This is a genomic window from Candidatus Paceibacterota bacterium, from assembly GCA_035452965.1.
Classification (GTDB): domain Bacteria; phylum Verrucomicrobiota; class Verrucomicrobiia; order Limisphaerales; family UBA8199; genus UBA8199.
Genome location: DAOTCE010000005.1, coordinates 22,034 through 40,527, shown reverse-complemented (window position 1 = coordinate 40,527; position 18,494 = coordinate 22,034). Strand labels below are relative to the sequence as shown.

The 18,494-nt window shown below is 60.9% G+C and carries 20 protein-coding genes; 8 read left to right on the top strand and 12 right to left on the bottom strand.

Going from position 1 to position 18,494, the window contains the following annotated elements:
* Nucleotides 1-37: 37 nt before the first annotated feature.
* Together moaA and P5205_06530 are read right to left on the bottom strand one after the other, a co-directional pair.
* Nucleotides 38-1,096, bottom strand: a complete 1,059-nt coding sequence (gene moaA, locus P5205_06535; protein ID HSA10013.1) for a GTP 3',8-cyclase MoaA — start codon at nucleotides 1,094-1,096, stop codon at nucleotides 38-40.
* Nucleotides 1,093-1,902, bottom strand: coding sequence for a hypothetical protein (locus P5205_06530; GenBank protein HSA10012.1), 810 nt, complete (start codon nucleotides 1,900-1,902; stop codon nucleotides 1,093-1,095). Before P5205_06530 ends, moaA begins: the two co-directional genes overlap by 4 nt.
* Nucleotides 1,903-2,041: 139 nt before the next feature.
* On the opposite strand from P5205_06530, the gene P5205_06525 reads away from it, so the two are divergent.
* From P5205_06525 to P5205_06510, 4 genes are read left to right on the top strand one after another with little or no spacing between them, the layout of a single operon-like run.
* Complete coding sequence (locus P5205_06525; protein HSA10011.1) at nucleotides 2,042-2,971, top strand: GDP-L-fucose synthase; 930 nt, start codon at nucleotides 2,042-2,044, stop codon at nucleotides 2,969-2,971.
* A 20-nt stretch (nucleotides 2,972-2,991) separates the two neighbouring features.
* On the top strand, nucleotides 2,992-4,191 hold the full coding sequence (lhgO, locus tag P5205_06520) for an L-2-hydroxyglutarate oxidase (protein ID HSA10010.1): 1,200 nt from the start codon (nucleotides 2,992-2,994) through the stop codon (nucleotides 4,189-4,191).
* Between the two features lie 28 nt (nucleotides 4,192-4,219).
* Nucleotides 4,220-5,152, top strand: a complete 933-nt coding sequence (locus P5205_06515) for an NAD(P)-dependent oxidoreductase (protein HSA10009.1) — start codon at nucleotides 4,220-4,222, stop codon at nucleotides 5,150-5,152.
* An 8-nt stretch (nucleotides 5,153-5,160) separates the two neighbouring features.
* Nucleotides 5,161-5,901: a sugar phosphate nucleotidyltransferase gene (locus P5205_06510; GenBank protein ID HSA10008.1), complete on the top strand. Its 741-nt coding sequence runs from the start codon at nucleotides 5,161-5,163 to the stop codon at nucleotides 5,899-5,901.
* Nucleotides 5,902-5,999: 98 nt separating this feature from the next.
* On the opposite strand, the gene P5205_06505 is transcribed toward P5205_06510, so the two are convergent.
* Together P5205_06505 and infA are read right to left on the bottom strand one after the other, a co-directional pair.
* Nucleotides 6,000-7,394, bottom strand: coding sequence for an MBL fold metallo-hydrolase (locus tag P5205_06505; protein ID HSA10007.1), 1,395 nt, complete (start codon nucleotides 7,392-7,394; stop codon nucleotides 6,000-6,002).
* 89 nt (nucleotides 7,395-7,483) lie between these two features.
* Entirely contained in the window at nucleotides 7,484-7,702 is a 219-nt protein-coding gene (infA, locus tag P5205_06500) for a translation initiation factor IF-1 (GenBank protein ID HSA10006.1), read from the bottom strand.
* Nucleotides 7,703-7,898: 196 nt separating this feature from the next.
* Here infA and P5205_06495 point away from each other — a divergent pair, with 196 nt between their 5' ends.
* Together P5205_06495 and P5205_06490 are read left to right on the top strand one after the other, a co-directional pair.
* Nucleotides 7,899-8,183 carry a hypothetical protein gene (locus tag P5205_06495; protein HSA10005.1) on the top strand — a complete coding sequence of 95 codons (285 nt, stop codon included), beginning with the start codon at nucleotides 7,899-7,901 and terminating at the stop codon, nucleotides 8,181-8,183.
* 6 nt (nucleotides 8,184-8,189) lie between these two features.
* A complete protein-coding gene (locus P5205_06490; protein HSA10004.1) occupies nucleotides 8,190-8,567 on the top strand; it encodes a hypothetical protein in 378 nt (125 codons plus the stop codon).
* 7 nt (nucleotides 8,568-8,574) lie between these two features.
* On the opposite strand, the gene P5205_06485 is transcribed toward P5205_06490, so the two are convergent.
* The 8 genes from P5205_06485 to P5205_06450 form a co-directional block, all read right to left on the bottom strand.
* Complete coding sequence (locus P5205_06485; GenBank protein HSA10003.1) at nucleotides 8,575-8,991, bottom strand: lipid-A-disaccharide synthase N-terminal domain-containing protein; 417 nt, start codon at nucleotides 8,989-8,991, stop codon at nucleotides 8,575-8,577.
* 285 nt (nucleotides 8,992-9,276) lie between these two features.
* Entirely contained in the window at nucleotides 9,277-9,510 is a 234-nt protein-coding gene (locus tag P5205_06480) for a ferredoxin (GenBank protein HSA10002.1), read from the bottom strand.
* Between the two features lie 671 nt (nucleotides 9,511-10,181).
* Nucleotides 10,182-10,472, bottom strand: coding sequence for a hypothetical protein (locus P5205_06475; protein HSA10001.1), 291 nt, complete (start codon nucleotides 10,470-10,472; stop codon nucleotides 10,182-10,184).
* A gap of 171 nt (nucleotides 10,473-10,643) precedes the next feature.
* Nucleotides 10,644-11,057 carry a DUF1844 domain-containing protein gene (locus tag P5205_06470; protein HSA10000.1) on the bottom strand — a complete coding sequence of 138 codons (414 nt, stop codon included), beginning with the start codon at nucleotides 11,055-11,057 and terminating at the stop codon, nucleotides 10,644-10,646.
* A gap of 218 nt (nucleotides 11,058-11,275) precedes the next feature.
* On the bottom strand, nucleotides 11,276-11,782 hold the full coding sequence (locus P5205_06465; GenBank protein ID HSA09999.1) for a hypothetical protein: 507 nt from the start codon (nucleotides 11,780-11,782) through the stop codon (nucleotides 11,276-11,278).
* A gap of 86 nt (nucleotides 11,783-11,868) precedes the next feature.
* The gene (lpxI, locus tag P5205_06460) at nucleotides 11,869-12,693 is read right to left on the bottom strand and encodes a UDP-2,3-diacylglucosamine diphosphatase LpxI (GenBank protein HSA09998.1); all 825 of its coding nucleotides are present in this window, start codon (nucleotides 12,691-12,693) and stop codon (nucleotides 11,869-11,871) included.
* Nucleotides 12,694-12,886: 193 nt separating this feature from the next.
* Nucleotides 12,887-14,581 (bottom strand): TIGR03790 family protein, encoded by a 1,695-nt coding sequence (locus tag P5205_06455; protein HSA09997.1) that lies wholly within the window; start codon nucleotides 14,579-14,581, stop codon nucleotides 12,887-12,889.
* 10 nt (nucleotides 14,582-14,591) lie between these two features.
* Nucleotides 14,592-15,380, bottom strand: coding sequence for an MBL fold metallo-hydrolase (locus P5205_06450; GenBank protein HSA09996.1), 789 nt, complete (start codon nucleotides 15,378-15,380; stop codon nucleotides 14,592-14,594).
* Between the two features lie 133 nt (nucleotides 15,381-15,513).
* On the opposite strand from P5205_06450, the gene recN reads away from it, so the two are divergent.
* Both recN and mqnC read left to right on the top strand, forming a co-directional pair.
* On the top strand, nucleotides 15,514-17,199 hold the full coding sequence (gene recN, locus P5205_06445; protein HSA09995.1) for a DNA repair protein RecN: 1,686 nt from the start codon (nucleotides 15,514-15,516) through the stop codon (nucleotides 17,197-17,199).
* A 174-nt stretch (nucleotides 17,200-17,373) separates the two neighbouring features.
* Complete coding sequence (gene mqnC / locus P5205_06440) at nucleotides 17,374-18,465, top strand: cyclic dehypoxanthinyl futalosine synthase (protein HSA09994.1); 1,092 nt, start codon at nucleotides 17,374-17,376, stop codon at nucleotides 18,463-18,465.
* Nucleotides 18,466-18,494: the final 29 nt, after the last annotated feature.

Here is an 18,494-nt window from a genome sequence, read left to right as displayed (position 1 = left end):
TGGCGTGACGGGGTCAAGGAATGTGGCGCCGCTCTCCTTATCCGCCTATACAGCTCATAGACCGCGGCGGGGGCACAAACTCGGGCTCGCCAATGTGATGCCGAGCCTCCTTCTGCCAAACCACAGCCTTGAGCCAGTCGGCAATCTCCTCGTCGGAAGCCCCGCCTCGCAAAAGAGAGCGCAAATCGTGCTCCGTCACGCTGAACAGACAGGTCCGCACCTTGCCGTCCGCGGTCAGTCGGATGCGATTACAGTGGCCGCAAAAGGGCTCGCTGACCGGCGCAATGATGCCAACCTCGCCGCGGCCATCAGGGAATGCCCAGCGCTTGGCGGTCGCGGAAAGATTATCGGACGCGACCGGGCGCAAGTCGAACCGCGCTCGGAGGCGGGCCAGGACCTCGTGACCGGGCACCACCATCTCCTTGAGCCAGGCGCGCGCGGAGTCGAGCGGCATGAACTCAATGAAGCGCAAGCTTAGTTGGCGCTCCCGCGCGAATTCCGCCAGCCCTTCAATCTCATGATCGTTGAGCCCGCGGATGATCACCGCGTTAACTTTGACCGGGCGCAGACCCAGTTCCTGGGCCAGGCTGATGCTGCCCAAGACCTCCTCAAGACCATCGCGGCCGGTGATCTTCCTGAAGTTGTCGCGCACCAGTGAATCCAGACTGAAGCTGACTCTGCGGAGGCCGGCCTCACGCAGCGCGGGGCCCTTCTGGGCAAAAAGCATGCCATTGGTGGTCAGCGCCAGGTCGCCAACGCCCGGAATCCTCGCCACGCGTCCGACCAGGGACTCCACGTCGTGCCGCAGAAGGGGTTCACCGCCGGTCAGTCGGACTTTCTGAATTCCGAGACTGACCGCCAGGCGGATAACCCGCTCAATCTCCTCGAACGCAAGAATGTGGGTCTTGGGGACCCATTGCTGCAGGATCGGCGCCGGGTTGGGTAGATTCGCCCAGTGGCCGCGGTAAAAGTTCCGCGCAGCCTCTGTTTCCGGCAGGCAGTACAGGCAGCGGAAATTACACCGGTCCGTGACGCTCACCCGCAGGTCGCGCAGGACGCGCCCCTGCGAGTCAATGAGCCGCCCGGCCCCGGTCATTTGGCCGGCGGAGGAGTCGCCGCCGGACGATTGGTCAAGGGCGGTATGACCTTGACCGAACCGTCGGCGCTGACCTCCACGTTGAGATCATAAGTGGCTTTGGGAGTCTTGGCCGGCGTCAGGGCCGTTGTGCGCATTAGCTTCTGCGCGCCTTTCTGCTCGGTGCTGGCGAATAGGCCTTGGCGAATCCACTCGAGCCTGCGGGCAACCGAAAGCTCTTCCTTCAATTTCGAGACTTGTGCGCGCAGCACGGTCAAGTCGTTGAACTGCCGTTCCAGCTCCGACTTTTCAGCCATAAGTCGTTTCAGTTCTTTCTCCAGAAAACCCTTCTCGCCCTCCGAAGTCGCCAGCTTGCGCCTGGTCTCCTCAATCTGCTGAGTCAGATTCGTGATGGCGGTGCTCAGGTCAACAGCCTGCTTGTCGAGGGCTTGATTCTGCGCCTCCAGGTCCGCGATCTTGGCATCACGCTTGGCAGTTTCCTCCTGGCTGGTCTTGAGCGCAACCTCAGTATTAACAAGGCTGTTGGAAACCTGGGCTAGACTGCCGAGGACCCGCGTATAATTGTTCGTCAGCGCCTCGAATTCCTTCCTGCGTTGCTCCCGATCGCTTTCGAGCAGGGCATTGGCTTGCCTTGTCCGATCGAGCTCATCGTGGGCCTGCACCAAACTATTCGACAGTGCGCCGTTCTTGTCGGTCAATTCGCGCTGCTGCTCCGTTGCCTGTTTCTTGATGGCGATCAACGCAATCCCAAGCCCGACGCACACCAAAACCAGAATCAAAACGATAATCCCAATGCGATTTTTCATATCGGGAGCTAGAATGCAGCATGCAGTCACGTTTGGCAAGACCCCATCGGACCCCATCGTTGCCCCTGTGCCATGAGCGGATTGCCCGAGTCACTGCTTGTTTCCCATGGCGTATTGTCTTATTGCTTAGCCGATGGAAATAGCCCGAAACGCCCGGATTTATGTAGCCGGCCACCGTGGCCTGGCAGGCAGCGCAATTTGGCGCGAACTTCAGCGGCGCGGCTTCACCTGCCTCATTGGCCGCGCCCATGCCGAACTGGACCTGCTGGACAGCGCTGCCGTTCACAGTTTCTATGCGCAGGAGAAACCCGAATACGTCGTGGACGCGGCGGCGAAAGTCGGCGGTATCCTGGCCAACGACCGCCAGCCGGCCGGGTTTCTTTACCAGAATCTTCAAATCCAGAACAACCTCATCCACGGGGCTTACGAAGCAGGGGTGCGCAAGCTGCTGTTCCTGGGCAGTTCCTGCATCTACCCGCGCCTGGCGCCGCAACCGATGAAAGAGGAATATTTGTTGACCGGTCCCCTGGAACCAACCAACCAGTGGTACGCCATCGCCAAGATCGCGGGCATCAAGCTGTGTCAGGCCTATCGCCGTCAGTATGGCTGCGATTTCATCAGCGCCATGCCGACCAACTTGTACGGACCAAATGACAATTACGACTTGCAGAGCTCGCACGTCTTGCCTGCGCTCATCCGCAAGTTCCATGAGGCCAAAGTCGCCTCGGCTCCAACGGTCACCTGCTGGGGCACCGGCTCGCCGCTTCGCGAGTTCCTCTATGCGGACGACCTGGCCCGGGCCTGCGTGTTCTTGCTGGAGAATTACAGCGAAGAACAGTTCATCAACGTTGGCGTCGGCAGTGAAGTAAGCGTGCGGGCGTTGACAGAGACCGTTAAGCGGATCATTGGCTATGCGGGGGAAATCGTCTGGGACACGAGCAAACCGGACGGCACGCCGCGCAAGCTCATGGACAGCTCGCGCTTGCTTGCGCTGGGCTGGCAGCCCCAGGTCAACTTGGAAACTGGCATCCGCCTTGCCTACGAGGACTTCGTGAAGCGGTCCGGCTGAAACCTCATCCTGGCGCACTTATGTCATCCACACGTGTCGTTATCATCGGCGGAGGAGTTGTGGGTCTGGCCACGGCGCACAAGTTGCCGCTCCGCTGCCCTGCCGCGCGAATTACCTTGCTGGAGAAAGAAAGCCAGGTCTGCGCGCACCAAAGCGGGCACAACAGCGGAGTTCTGCATTCCGGGTTGTACTACAAGCCGGGCTCGCTGAAGGCGCGGCTGGCTGTGACCGGCATACGGGAAATGGTGGCATTTTGCCAGAAGCACGCAGTGCCACATGAGATCTGCGGCAAGTTGGTCGTAGCGGCGAACCTATCCGAACTGCCCCGGCTGCATAACCTCCACGAACGGGGAATGCAAAACGGCCTGGAAGGACTGCGTCTGCTCAACTACGAACAGATGCGCCAAATCGAGCCGCACGTGGGCGGGGTTGCGGCGCTAAGCGTGCCCCAGGAGGGCATTGTGGACTATGCAAGGGTCTGCCAAGCGCTGCAAAAGGAAATCGAGGCCAAAGGTGGATCGGTCGTGCTGAACGCCAAGGTTACGGCACTGCGGCTTCGGAACAACGAATGGCGGATCGTGAGCACCCAGGGAGAGTATCCAGCCGACTTCGTGATTAACTGCGCCGGGCTGCATTGCGACCGGCTGAGCATGCTTGCGGGCGAGAAGCGGGAGGTCCGCATTGTGCCTTTTCGGGGCGAGTATTACGGGATCAAACCGGAACGGCAGCACCTGGTGCGCAACCTGATTTACCCGGTGCCGGACCCCCAGTTTCCGTTTCTGGGCGTTCATTTCACGCGGCTGATTCACGGCGGCAGAGAGGCTGGCCCCAACGCCGTGCTGGCTCTGTCACGCGAAGGCTACCGCAAGACCGACTTGAAGGTTGCTGACGTATGGGATGCGCTGACCTTCCCGGGCTTGTGGCGGTTTCTGGCCAGGCACAAACGCATGAGCTGGGAGGAACTGCGGCGGTCGTTCAGCAAACGGTTGTTCTGTGAATCGCTGCAGAAGCTGGTGCCGGAAATCCGCGAGAGCGACCTGGCGCCAGGTGGCGCCGGCGTGCGCGCCCAGGCGATGTCCCCCGACGGCAACCTGGTCCAGGATTTCTGTCTGTTGCATCGGCCGCGGGCGCTGCACGTCCTGAACGCGCCCAGCCCGGCGGCCACCGCGGCGCTGGCCATCGGACAGGAAATCACGAATCTCGTTGCCAGGGAAATCTGACTTCCTTTACTTATTGCCTCCCTTAACTATGAAGATCTTAATCACAGGCGGCGCGGGCTACCTCGGATCGGTGCTAACCCCTGCTCTGCTGGAACTCGGGCATGAGCTTACGGTCGTGGACAGCTTCATGTTCCGTCAGAACAGCCTCGGAGACTGCTGCCACTACGACACCTTCCAGGTGGTGCGCGGTGATTGCCGGGACGAAGCGTTGATGAAGAAGTTGGTGGCGGGGGCCGACGTCATTATTCCGCTGGCGGCGCTGGTAGGAGCGCCTTTGTGCGACCGCGACCCGGTTGCGGCGAAGACGATCAACTTTGAGGCGGTGGCCATGCTTTGCCGCCTGGCTTCCAGCTCGCAACGCATCATCATGCCGGTGACCAACAGCGGCTATGGCGTGGGCGAGAAGGGCAAATTCTGCACCGAGGAGACTCCGCTGCGGCCCATCTCCCTTTATGGAGTGACGAAAGTGCAGGCGGAGCAGAGCATTCTCCAACGCGAAAACAGCATCAGCTTGCGCCTGGCGACGGTCTTCGGAGTGTCGCCGCGCATGCGTATAGACCTGCTGGTCAATGATTTCGTGCATCGCGCGGTGACTGACCGGGCGGTGGTTGTTTTCGAGGGGCACTTCAAGCGTAACTACATCCACGTGCGCGACGTGGCGCGCGTGTTTGTCCACGCCCTCGACCAGTTCGAGGTCATGAAGGGCAAACCCTACAATGTGGGATTGGACGAGGCAAATCTCTCGAAGCTGGAGCTGTGCGCCGTGATCAAGAAGCATCTGCCGAAGTTCGTCTTCCTGGAAGCGCCCATCGGGGAAGACCCGGACAAGCGGGATTACATAGTCTCCAACGCCCGAATTGCCGGCGCGGGCTTCAAACCGGAATGGAGCCTCGACCGCGGCATCCGGGAGTTAATCAAGGGCTTCACCATCCTGCGCAATAGCCTTTACTCCAACGTCTGAGCGCGGGCATGAGTCTGGAGCTGAACCGGACGGTGGCGGTCGTGCTGGCGGGCGGCTTCGGAACCCGGGTAGCGCATTTGCTGCCCGGTGTGCCCAAGCCCATGGCATCGGTGGCGGGCAAGCCTTTTCTTGAGTGGGTCGTGCGCTTCCTGGCGACACAAGGTATTCGGAAAGTCATTCTTTCCACGGGCCACCTGGCCGATGTGGTGGAGGCGCACTTTCGGCGCCGGCCCGTGCCTGCGGTGAACATCAGATGTGTTGCGGAGGACCGACCGCTGGGGACAGGAGGCGGCTTCCTGAACGCGGTTCGGCATGCCGGCGAGGCTCCCGACACATGGCTGGTGTTGAATGGCGACTCACTGGTCTTTGCTGATCTCGCGCAGGCGAGTTCGGAGTTGAAACACCCCGAGGCAGCCGGCGTCGTTATTGGCTGCGCGGTGGCAGACGCTTCCCGCTACGGCACCCTCGCCATCGGACCGTCCGGTGATCTAAGAGGTTTCTCGGAAAAACGGCCCGGGAAGGGAGTGATCAATGCCGGCATTTACTTGTTGCGCAGCTCGCTGCTGCGCCTATTCCCCAACCGGCTGCCGCTGAGCCTCGAACAACACGTGTTTCCACAACTGCTCACGCAAGGGGCTGTGCTCAAAGTATGCGCGGTTGATGCCCCGTTCCTCGACATCGGTACCCCTGAATCGCTGCGGCAAGCCGAGTCTTTTGTTGGGCGAAACCGCGCACGGTTTAGCGACTGAATCCCACCTTCCGCGGGAGCCGCGTCAAGCTTTGGAGACGGCCGGCACGACCCCGCAGCACCACGTTTCAGCCGGATTGGCTCAAGGGGACAGCCCGGTCAAATCTCGAGCGTCTGCTGGTAATCCGGAACGATGACCTGCGCCTTGGGTTTCATCTGCATCAGGGTCTCGGCAAATGCCAGGGATTGAGCCTCTTCGCCATGGATCACGGCAATCTTCTTGATATCTCCGGTAAGGGTCTCGACGTAGCGGCGGAGTTCGTCCTTGTCCGCATGGCCGGAAAACGAATCGAGCGAGGCAATCCGGGCGCGCACCTCGTGGGGCTCGCCAAAGATGTTCACCGGGCTTCGGCCAGACATAATTTGCGCCCCCAGGGTATGTTCGGCGCAGTAACCCACGAAAAGAACCAGGTTCGCCGGGTTCCCGATATGGTTCGCCAGATGATGGCGAATTCTGCCGGCTTCCGCCATGCCTGAGGCGCTGATGATAATGGCCGCGTCCTTCAGCTCGTTGAGCTTCATCGAATGTGCCACCTCCCGGATGTAGGTGAGGTTCTCCATGCCGAAAGGATTCGCCTTCTCCCGCAGGAACTTGTAGATGGTTTCGTTGAAGCATTCCGGATGCAGGCGATAGACCTCGGTCGCGTTCACGCTCAACGGGCTGTCCACAAAAATGGGGACGCGTGGCAACTGGCCCTCCAGCGTCAGCTGATGCAGGGTATAGACGACCTGCTGCGTTCGCCCAACGGAAAACGAGGGAATGATGATCTTCCCTTTGCGATCAATGGTCTCCCGCACCATCTGGCCTACTTCAGCGTTGGCGCTGGCTTTCGGCGAATGCGCCCGCGCGCCATATGTGCTTTCCACCTGCAGGTAATCCACGTTCTCGACCGGCACTGGGTCGCGAAGAATGTCGTCGTTGCCGCGCCCGATGTCGCCGCTGAAGAGATACCGATACTCGCGCCCACTCTCGCGAATGTCGAACACCACCTGAGCCGCTCCGAGGATGTGCCCTGCGTCGCGAAAAGTGACGGTTAAGCCGTCCGCCACCGGGAAGGGGCGATCGTAGTTTATGCTGACAAACTGCTGGATGGCCTTGTCCGCATCACTCGCGCTGTAAAGTGGTTCAACGGGCGGGAGGCCTTGTTTGGCATGCTTCTTGGACACGAAAGCAGCGTCATCCCGTTGGATTTGCGCCGAATCCTCAAGCATGATGCTGGCCAGGTCGCGCGTCGCGAAGGTGCAGTAGATATTTCCCTCAAACCCCTGCCGACACAGGTTCGGCAGGTTCCCGCAGTGGTCAATATGCGCGTGGCTGAGAACAACCGCATCAATTTGCTTTGGATCGAACGGGAAATTCCGATTCCGCTCGATGGACTCGCCCCGCCGGCCTTGGAACAAGCCGCACTCCAGGAGCAATCGCTGCCCGTTTAGCTCGAGGAGATACGTCGATCCGGTCGTCGTGCGAGTAGCACCAAGGAATTGTATTCGCATGGGAAGCAGATTGCCCTGCCCCGTCTCAAAGTCGAGCCAAAGCGAACGCTGCGGCGTGAAGCAGGGGCCCGCCTCGCCACTCCTTGCCTTCAGGCGTGCCGAAACGTAATCCGCGCCTTGCCCAGATCGTAGGGCGACATCTCCACGTTGACTTTGTCGCCGACGCTGATGCGGATGAAGTGCTTGCGCATCTTGCCGGAAATATGGGCGAGCACCTCGTGACCATTTGGCAACGCCACGCGGAACATCGTGCCCGGCAGGACCTGCGTCACTGTGCCGGCCAATTCAATCGGTTCTTCCTTAGCCAAGCTGATTAACTCTGAACTCTGCGGGCCGCGTGCAGTTCACGACAGCCCAACTTAATCCCCGCTCACCGCGTCCGCTGGGAGCGGGTCATTCAAGCACCCGAACTCTGCCGCTTTTGCCATCCGAAGGCAAGTATCTTTTAAAGCAAAATCATGGTGGACAATGGTGAAGAAAACACTACAGTGCCCAGCATTAGCTATGAAAAACTCTCCTTTGATTACGATCCTGCTCGGGGTCTTGACCCTTAGCGCGCTGGCCTCGCTCGTATTGTGTTGGCTTTTTATTTCCAACACCCGCCAACTGCGCGCGCTTCAAGGCCAGGCGGCCATGATCAATCAAAACCGCGCGATCATCACCGCCCTGGCCAACGACACTCTGGAATACAGCAAGACCCATCCGGCGATTGACCCTTTGCTGGAATCCGTTGGTTTCAAGCCGGCCAAGACAAACCCCGCTGCCCCCAGCAAATCCGCCACCAAGTAGGTTCCTATGGACTATATTGACACCAATGCCCCCACCCGTTCCGGCGCCAATGACCTTCAGGCGCAGCATGACTCCCTGCGTCATTTGGTCGTGTCCATCCTCATCCTGGTCATCGTGATCAGCGGGACACTGAACATCTTCTTGCTCCGGCAGTGGCGCTCCAGCAGCAAGGATCTCGCCGCCATTCGCCCGCAGGCCGCGCAAATGATCAATGACTATCAGAAAGTAAGCGGCCCGCTGATGACGGATTTTATTAAGAAAATCACCGAATACGGGCGGGTCCATCCCGACTTTGCTCCCATCCTTGCCAAATACAACCTCAAGCCGGCCATCCCTACCAACTTGCCGCCTGTGGCCCCCGCGCCAGTTGCCCCTAAAAAATAGGCGCGCGTCAGCCGGAGACCATTCCCTCACCGGCGGTCAGTCGGGTCCCACAGGCAAGACAGAATCTTGAGTGCGGCGGGCACTGGGTTCCGCAACTCGGGCATGTCAGGTGCGCCGCCGCGTGCCGCCGGTGAATCACCAGGTTGCGAATGTAGGGAATCCACGTGAACGCGTAGGCAAAGATGAACACCGAATCCCGGTCGTGGAAAAGCGCGTAGCTGAGCAGGAGCAGGGAGCCTACCAAACTGAGCCACCAAAATGCTGTCGGCACCACTACCCTTTTTCGCTTCTCGGTTGCATACCATTGCACGAAGAAGCGGGAGAAAAAGATCAGGTTGCCCAGCCAGCCGATGACCTTCCACGTGTGCCATTGGATCCCGAACAGGCTGCCGTCGTGCCAAATCAGGTTGGTTAGCCAATCCATAATCGAGCCAGCCTAATGGGTTTTCCGCAAACCGGAAGCAGGAATTGAGCGCCTGCTTTGCGGGTAAAAAGCCGGAAATCAATCCCGGTTTAGCCAGCCTTGCCTCACCAGACAATGCCTTGCGACCCGCTCCAGTGGTGAAGCTGGGTTATGCTAACCTCTTACGCCAGCAGCAGTCGTCGGCAAAGCCTGCCAGGGGCGAAGGCAAGATGCGCTGCTGTTACGATATGGCCAGATTGAATGCCGAGGCTTTCTGCCACTGGCCTTGCTCGAGGCACCGAAAGTCTACGCCCCGTCGTCGCCGATCGCCTCGACCGGGCAGCCTTCTTTGGCTTCCTTGCAGCGAGTCTCCTCCTCTGGTGAACCCGGTTGCTTCGCAAGAAAGGAGTAACCACCGTCCTCGTTGCGCTGGAAATTGTCAGGGGCCGTTTCCCGGCACAGGTCACAGTCAATGCACTGGTTGTCAACGTAATACTTGCCAGGAACGTTCTCAGGATATTTGTTAGCAGCGTCAGCCATAGAATTTTGTGTATTGCTATCGCAATATGGCTACCTGTTGCTTCCGTAGCAAGCCCATTCCGCAACTTTCATGTTCGCCCCAATTCTCGGTGCGTGATTCTACAAATTCACTACCGCATTGCGTGCCCCCGGCGCAGAGTCCCACCTGGCCAATATCAGATAGAATCGTCTCACCGGGCCGGTGGGCTCAAGACCTGCACCGGAAGCCGGCTGTGCCCGGCCAAGCCCACCGCCTGCCGACCCGACTGCTGGCTTCGCCCGTCCCCCAAGCCTGAGGCACCCCACGCCCAAGCCGCCTACGGCGATGGGATGGTGCCAATCCGGCGGGACCCCGGTGTGGTTCCCATGGGGGTCGGCCCCCATGGGAACCACACTGGGATATCGCAGGCTTCACACCGTTGTCGCACCGGGGCGGCTACTCGATCCAGGAGTGGGCAATTGTATTAACGGATTACGGCACTTAGCGAGTTCTGGAACGAACCAGAGGACTGGTCGTCCTGCCTTCGCTGAGGATTCAGGTATTCGCTTCAACCAGCGGCGGGCTCGCTGCAGGCCCCTTTCCCGCCCGGAAATGCCAGCCGCGCCCGGCAACGGCGAAGTTAGCCGGTTGTCAGGCGGATCGCAGAATCTGCTCGCCCTCTTAGCTCAGGAACGGCGCGCGCATCCTACCATCAGCTCGCGCCCTTCACAGAGGCCAACCGCGTGCGCCGGGCAGCCGCCGGCCGTTTCTTCCGGGCGGCCGCCTGCAACCGGTAACTGAGCGTGCCGAAGTAGCGGCGCTTGAGGCCCCGCTTCTCACGCTGGCGTTCCCGTGCTTTGATCAGATGCTTCAAACATCGCGAGCCTTGCACCGCCGGTTCACCACACTCGGTGCATCGCCGGTCACGCTTCATCCGCAGTTGGTATTTCCGCTGCCGCGAAACAGGCAGATCGGCGAACTCATCTTTGATGCGTTTTCTCATATGGTCGCTTCCAGCCCGGTGATGTGATACTCGTTAAGGGGCAGCCGTTTCCTAAACCCCGAATAGTATGCTTCTACAGAATTGACCTCCCATTGTCACGCAAATTAAACGCAAAAAATGCATGCCCCAACACCCCCCTGTCGGACCGTCTGGCCGCTTGCCGGCGGCGCCTCAGTACTTCTTGGTAAACTTCTTGGCCGGGGCCTCGTCCGCCGCAGCCACGTTGGCTGCCGGCGCGGGCGTGCCTGCCGTTGGTCCCGGAGCAGCTCCCGCCGACGGCGGCGGGGCGTCCACGGATTCCACGAATGCCATTCGCAGCGACATTAAGCTCTGTTTCAAAAGCGCCGCTTCCTCCGCGGTAAGGTTGCCCTTCGTCTTGAATTCGAGCATTTCCAACTGGTCAATGAAGAGTTTGGCCGCCTCAAGATCCCGGATAACCTGGCCGGTCTCAGGATGCGTCGTCTTCCCCAACAGCATCATAGCCATGCTGGCCTGTTGCATGACCATTTGCGCGAAAAGCGCCGATCGCATCTCATCAGGATTCCCGCTGGCGGGCGTGTTTTCGGTTCCGTGCGAATCATTCATGCGGTATTACCTTTGCGGTTACCCCGGCTTTCGGCCAGCAAAAAATCTCTTCCGCCGGAAGCCTGCGCTATTGTCGACTGCGACATGAACGCGCGGAGTCGTAAGCGGTCGAAGTCCAAGGTTGTCATAGCGGCATCAGTCAACGAAGACGGCGAAGATTTGAAGACCCCTGAACCCTCGCGGCGGTGGAAGTAGCTGAGCAAGTCCGCGCTGGTGCCTCAGGCCGTCGCTCCCAACTGGAGGCGCGGGTCAGAATCCAGAAAGGCCGTCAGGTTTTTCCATTCCAGTTCATTCATCTTGTTGAAGGCGTGGAGATAGACCGCCACGGTTTCGGGGGGATACTTGACGAGCAGGGCGTCCACTGCGGCGCGCAGCTTGGCATCGTCCATCGTTGGGGGCAACTGTTCGACGACCCCGTCCTGATGGGCGACCCCGAGGGCATCCAGGAAATCGGCCAGCATGGGTTTGTGCTTCTTGAGGAGCCAGGCATGGAGAAGGTTGCTCGCTACCAAATCCAAGCCCGGCCGGGCCATCATGCTTAGCATCGTGGCATGGCGCTGGGGTTTGGGTTGGCGTTCGAGAAAGACGGGCCTCAGCTTGCGGGCGTCGGCAACGGCGCCAAGGGTGGCACGGTAGAGGGGCTTGTCGTTGTCGTAGGCGTAAATGAGGATTTCCAGCGCCAGCGAAGGCGACATGAAACCGAACAGTTCGTGGGAGGTGAGCATGGGCGGGGAGTGAGTTAGAGGAGTTGAATGGATTATACCGTTACGAGAATTGGATGGCTTGGTCAGGACATTGGGCGCGACGGGCATCAGCCCACCGTTGTTACTGCGATCTTAGCCCTGGTGGCGATGCCTTCGCAAGTTTCTTGTTCCAGGAGCAGTGACTTGCCCGCCTCGAACGCAAGCACCGCAATCCGAGCCGCGGCGCAGGTTTCCAGCGTTTGCGGGCCGAGGCAGGGAATGTCGAACCGGAAATCGTGCTGCTCTTTGGCCACTTTGACGGCGACTGCACCACCGTCGGCGCCCGCCTGCTCGCCGCCTCGAGCAAGGCACTTGTCAGTGCCTTCGAAGGCCTCGACCGCCAGCACCGTGCCGCCTTTGACGAGGACGGTCTGGCCGATTTCCAGGCGGGATACTTCCTTGGCGATCCGAAAGCCGAATTCGACGTCCTTGCGCTGTGCTTCGGAGAGCTTCGGGCCGAGGCGGAAGCCAGCCTGCGGCATCAGCGATTTGAGCCACGGAGTGGCTTCGATGAGTTCGACGCCGTCGTGCTTCAATTCGTCAGCAATCGCGCCAAAGATGGTATGGGCATTCTTTTCGCGCAACCGCAACAGCAGCGCCATAGCGCGGAGGTCGGGGCGGACATCGAAGAGGTTCTTCGGCGCGATCTGACCGGCCATCACACACTGCCGAACGCCGCGATCGGTGAAGGCGGCGATCATCTTCGAAAGCTGCCCAACCCTCAGCCAGACGATGTCGTCCACCAGCGATGCAAGGGCGGGATCGGTCTCGCCCTCGACGGCAACGGCGACCAACCGCTTCACCCCCTGGCGGCGGGCTTCTTTGGCGAAGAGCAACGGCAGCGACCGATTGCCGGCGATGAGGCCCAGGATGTCAAGTGGGGTGGCGGTCATGCAGGTCCGGTCCATCCAGGGACTCAAAGAGGGGAAAAGCGCGGAATGGCCCCGCGTAGCACCAACCGCCCAAGGTCGTCCCAGCAGCTTTCATATGCGCTTGCCTTCTGACGGAGACAGCTTCCCATTCTCTCACTCATTCCGCCCAGTTAAGAGCAAAGCCCGCCACTTGTAAATCCGGATACCATGAGGCCTATGGTTTGCCACCCGTGTTGTCAGGTGGAGGTTTCGGCGGCGGCGGGGACAACCGGGTGATCTCTGCTTGGTGTTTCTCCGCATCGGCCTTGCGGTCGAGTTTCTGCGCCAGGGGCAGCAACTTGCGGTACAAGCCGAGCTTGTCGGCGTAATCCGGGAATTCCTGGAGCAATTTCTGGTAGGCCTCATAGGCTTCCTGTGTCTGGTCCGAGGCGAGCAGCCGTTCACCGAGCGTGAGCAGGAGCCGAACGCGCTGTTGCGGCGACGGCGCAAGCTCCAACGCCTGCCGACAGGCATGGATTGCCGAGGAGGGCTTGCCCTGGGCGGCGTACAAGTCGCCCAGCTTTTCCATGAGCACGGCGCCGCGCTTCACGGCCACGACTTGCTCCAAGAATCCCGCCACATCCGCCCGCGGTTTGCCGGCGGCCAGGTGGAGATTAGCCAGGCGCAACCACGACCATTCGATCAGTTTGCTGTCCCGCTCGTGGAGTGCCCGGTGAAGCCGGTCAGGATCCATCCCATAGGGCCGATAGAGCGGGTCGCCCACTACCGTCGTTTGCCAGGATAACACCGGTTGGCACGCATAAGCCGCCTCGCCGAACGAGAACCGGCTATAGATCAGCCGGGCGGTGAAAACCCCCAAGTCCGGTGTCCCGGTCAGGTAAGGTTCGTTCACGCACCCCATGGTAATAGTGGTGCCTTTGGCCAAGAGCGGGCCAACCCAGTGCTGGCTGGCGCTGCGCAGCGTTGCCGCGCTGTAGGAGTGGATGTGATAAGCAAACGCGCCAGGCATGAATTCGACCGTGCGCTGCGCGAATGGCCCCGACACACTCCCGTCGTACCAACCCAGGTAGTAGGCAATCTGGCTCATGGGAAAGGAGGCCGGAAATGTCCCGGGATTCTCATCCACCACCGTCTCGAACCCCAGCCGCCGGCAGATATCCGCCGCGCCCCGAATCCAATCGTCGCCTACCTTGTAACCGGGATCGGTCGTGTTGCGCGCATCGCAGTAGGCGCGCCCCCACAGACCGTCCCTTTCAGCCTGAAGCGCCTTATCCACCAAGCCACGCGCAATGTCGGGCGTCGGACCGTCGAGCCTCGCCACCAGCAAAACGCCGTTGGTCGGATGCAACATGGCCCCATTCGTCGTCGTGTAGATCGAATTCCGCAATGGACCCGCCAGCGGCGGTTTCTCCTCAATCAGCGGCAGCAGAGCCAGTTCGCTGTCCAACGCGGCCTCGTCGCGGCGCAGTTCCGGCCGCAGGCTTTCCACGCCCGCCTCCTTAAAGGTCGCGTCATGCTCAACGCGCAGAGGAACTCCGTAACACAGCACAGCATAGCGGATCTTGGAAGTCACCGCCCTCCATTCCACCCGGCCAGGGTGGTTGGTAGTAGCCTGAATGATCACCGGGCCGATCTCCCAAAGCTTCTGTTTCTTCAGTGCCTGCGCGAGAGGTTGCGCCAGGACCTCGTGGAATTCCCGCCGCGACATGTTCTCGTTCGTGGAAAGCGGAAAACCGAAGACCTGGCTGGCCGGCACATGGCGCCGGTCGGCGTAATACTCGGCCACGCCCTTGGAATCCGGCACTTGGGTGTTATAAACAACGATCACCTCATCACCCGGACTCGCCGCGCACAAGTTGTGCGCTGCCGCACTAGCCAGAATCGTTAGAGCTGGAAGCAGCCCTTTCACACCTCACGCCTCACTTGCCACACTCGATCTTCAACCCATCATATGCAAGCTCCACCCCGGGTGGGAGTCCTGCCTGGGCGGCATCGTGGTCGTAGTCATGCGTCAGGTGCGTGAAGAAAGTCCGGCCTGCGCCGATCCGCTCTGCCGTAGTCAACGCCTCATCGAGGCACATGTGCGTGGGGTGCGGCCTGGGCCGCAGAGCGTCCAGCACCGCCACCTCCACGCCGCGCACCTGGCCCAGGGCTTCGGTCGGCACTTCCTTGCAATCACTCAGATAGGCCAACCGCTTCTGCCCGTTCTGCAAGAACAGGTAGCCCAGCGTGGTCGCCGCCCCATGCGGCAGCGGCAGGGGAATTATGTCCAGGTCGCCAAGCCTGAAAGGGCCATTGACGACATGGGGCTCTGGAATGAAGTAGCCCCTCGGCCACGGGCCGTCGTGGAACGCGTACCGAAATACGCGCCTCAAATCACCCATCGTCGTTTCGCTCGCATACACCGGCAGTGCCCTGCCACCGCGCAGGTCGCAAAACCGGCGGCAGTCGTCCAGGCCCATGATATGATCAGCATGAGAATGCGTGAAGACCACCGCATCCAACCAGTTGATCTTCTCCCGCAACATCTGGAGGCGGAACTCCGGCGTCGTGTCTATCGCCAGTCTAGTGTGTTCCGTGGCCACGTAGCCCGAGGGTCGGGTGCGATGGTTCTTCGGATTGGCCAGGAACGCGGGCGGATACTCCTTGCCAATGACCGGCACGCCCTGCGATGTGCCTGAGCCCAGAAAGATGAACGTGAACGACATTACAGGCCTTAGCTTAGCCAATGCCGCCCCCCGCTGCAACCCGCCCCACACCTCCCGCCCGCCCCCCACCGCGGTCAACTTTTCCTTTGCCCCAGGGCGGTCTTACCGCCAAATTCACCCGCGTAACTGCGGCATGCTGACTACCCTGCGCATCAAGAACCTCGCCCTCGTGGCCGACTTGACGCTTGAATTGCAGCCCGGCTACAACGTCATCACGGGCGAAACGGGCGCGGGCAAGTCCATCCTCATCGGCGCCTTGAACCTCACCCTGGGCGAACGCGCCGACCGCACACTGATCCGCAGCGGGTGTGACAGTTGCTCGGTCGAGGCTGTCTTCGACGTGTCCAGGCTCAAAGCCCCGCTGCCTTCCTTCCTGGAGGAGAACGGCCTTGAGCCTTGCGAAGACCACCAGCTGGTGCTGAAACGCGCTTTCACCAGCGCTGGCGCAAACCGCCAGTTCATCAACGGCTCACCCACCACGCTAGCCATCCTCGCGGCGCTGGGTGAGTGGTTGGTGGACATCCACGGGCCACACGAGCACCAGTCCCTTCTGCACCCGGCGCGCCAGCTTGCCGTTCTGGACGCCTTTGGCGGGCTGGAGGCCGAACGTGACGCCTTCTCCGATCTCGTTCGCCGCCGCGCCGCACTTGAAGCGGAGAAAGCCGCGCTGATCGTGGATGAGAAGGCCTACGCTCAACAGCTCGACCTGCTCCGCTTCCAGGCCGAAGAGATTTCGGCCGCCCGCATCCAGCCTGACGAGGAGGGACAAGTCGAGCAGGACCATCGCCGGGCCAGCAATGCCGCCAAACTGCTCCAACTCAGCCAGGCCGCGCTCGATTTGCTCAGCGAAAACGAGACCTCCTTGCTGACCCAGGCCGGCATCATAGGCCGCACTTTGCAGGAATTGCAGCGCGTGGACGCCTCGGCAGCCTCCCTGGTGACCCAGCACGAACAAGCCGTGGCTGCCCTGCACGAGCTGCGGTCCGAACTCTCCCATTACTCCGACAAGGCCGACATCAACCCCGCGCGCCTCCAGGAACTCGAGGAGCGGCTCAACCTGCTCCACTCACTCAAACGCAAGTACGGCGCGACCCTGGCCGAGGTCATCGCCTTTGGCGACGAAGCCCGGCGCAAGCTCCGAAGCCTGGAGCAGCGCGACGCCGAGCTGGGCCGCCTCAATGCCGAACTCCAGCGGCTCGAAGCCGAACTCTGGCGCGCCGGCCAGAGCCTCTCCGCCAAACGGCGCAAAGTCATCCCCCAGCTCGCCAAATCAGCCAACAAGCAACTGGCCGACCTTGGCTTTAAACAGAGCCAGCTCGACATCACCCTCACCCCACTGGGCCAATCCGACCCCAAAGCTCCGGTAACACGGTTCACTCCCCATGGCCTCGACGCCATCGAGTTCCAGTTCGCCCCCAACCCCGGCGAGCCGCCTCGCCCGTTGCGCGCGATTGCCTCCTCGGGTGAACTGGCTCGCGTGATGCTGGCCCTCAAGACTGTGCTGGCCGCCGAGGACCAAATCCCGGTGCTGGTCTTCGATGAAGTGGATGCCAACGTGGGCGGCGAGACCGCCAATGCTGTAGGCGAGAAAATGCAGCATATTGCTCGGAAGCGACAGGTGCTGTGCATTACCCATTTGCCTCAGGTGGCGGCTCCGGCCTCGGCGCACTACGTCGCAACCAAGCAAGTGAAGGCCGGCCGCACGATTTCCGAGATCACCCGACTCGATTCTAAAGCGCGCGTCACCGAGCTGGCCCGCATGTTCGGCGGCCAAAGCGACGCCGCCCGCAAGCACGCCGAGGCTCTGCTCGGAGCATAAGACCGCCCGCTCGGGAGGTTGGCGCCTCGACAGCCGCACAAGCCCAACAACCCGCCCAGTTGCCTCAGCCCGGTACCGGTCCACCGGACCTCCGCGCGAGCTGCCAGGACTGCGCCTGCGTGGATCGCTTCCGCCCCGCTTGTCTCGCAGCCCAACCTCCGTTACGTTCCGCCGGTGATTTACGACGCGTCTTTGGACGGCCTGCTGCAAAAGGTCTGGGACGGGCAGCGCATTGACCAGACCGAAGCATTGCGGCTGTACCATCTGCCGCTTGAGGAACTCGGCGCGCTGGCCGACCGGCGGCGCCAAATCGCCCGCAGCTCCGCCTACACCGGCCGTGGCCATCAGATTGTCACCTATATCGTAGATCGGAACATCAACTACACCAACGTCTGCAACGTCTACTGCAAGTTCTGCGCCTTCTATCGCACGGAGAACGATGCCGATGCCTATGTCATCTCGCTGGAGGAACTGGACCGCAAGATCGAGGAGACCGTCGCGTTGGGCGGCACGCAGATTTTGCTTCAAGGCGGCCACCACCCAAAGCTCACCAAGCAATGGTATCTGGACCTGCTTGCCCACATGAAGGGCAAGTTTCCGCAAGTCAATATCCACGGGTTCAGCCCCAGCGAGTTCATCCACTTCCGTAAGATATTTAACGAGCCGCTGGACCGGCTGATCGCCGATTTCCAAGCGGCGGGTCTCGGTTCGATACCTGGCGGCGGCGCCGAAATCCTGGTGGACCGCGTGCGCCAGAGAGTGGCCCCGCTCAAAGCGATGAGCGATGAGTGGCTGCAAGTGATGGAGGTAGCTCACCGGCTCGGGCTGAGTTCAAGCGCCACCATGATGTTCGGCCACGTGGAGACGGTGGAGGACCGGATCGAGCACCTCGAACGCGTGCGCGCGCAACAAGACAAGTCCAAGGGCTTCACCGCCTTCATCTGCTGGACTTTCCAGGCCGAGCATACACGGCTGCGCGCGCCAACCGTCGGCGGGCACGAATATTTGCGCACGCAAGCGCTGGCGCGCATCTACCTCGACAACTTCCCCAGCGTGCAAAGCTCGTGGGTGACGCAGGGACAGGAACTCGGCCAGGTTGCGCTGAAGTTTGGCGCGAACGACCTCGGCAGCATCATGATCGAGGAGAACGTGGTTTCGCAAGCCGGCACGACCTTCCGCATGGCCGTTGCCGACATGCGCCGGCTCATCTCGGACCTCGGCTACGAACCGCATCAGCGGGACAACTGGTACCGACTGCTGAATTGAGGCCAGCCTTTAGCAAATTCGCTTGAAGC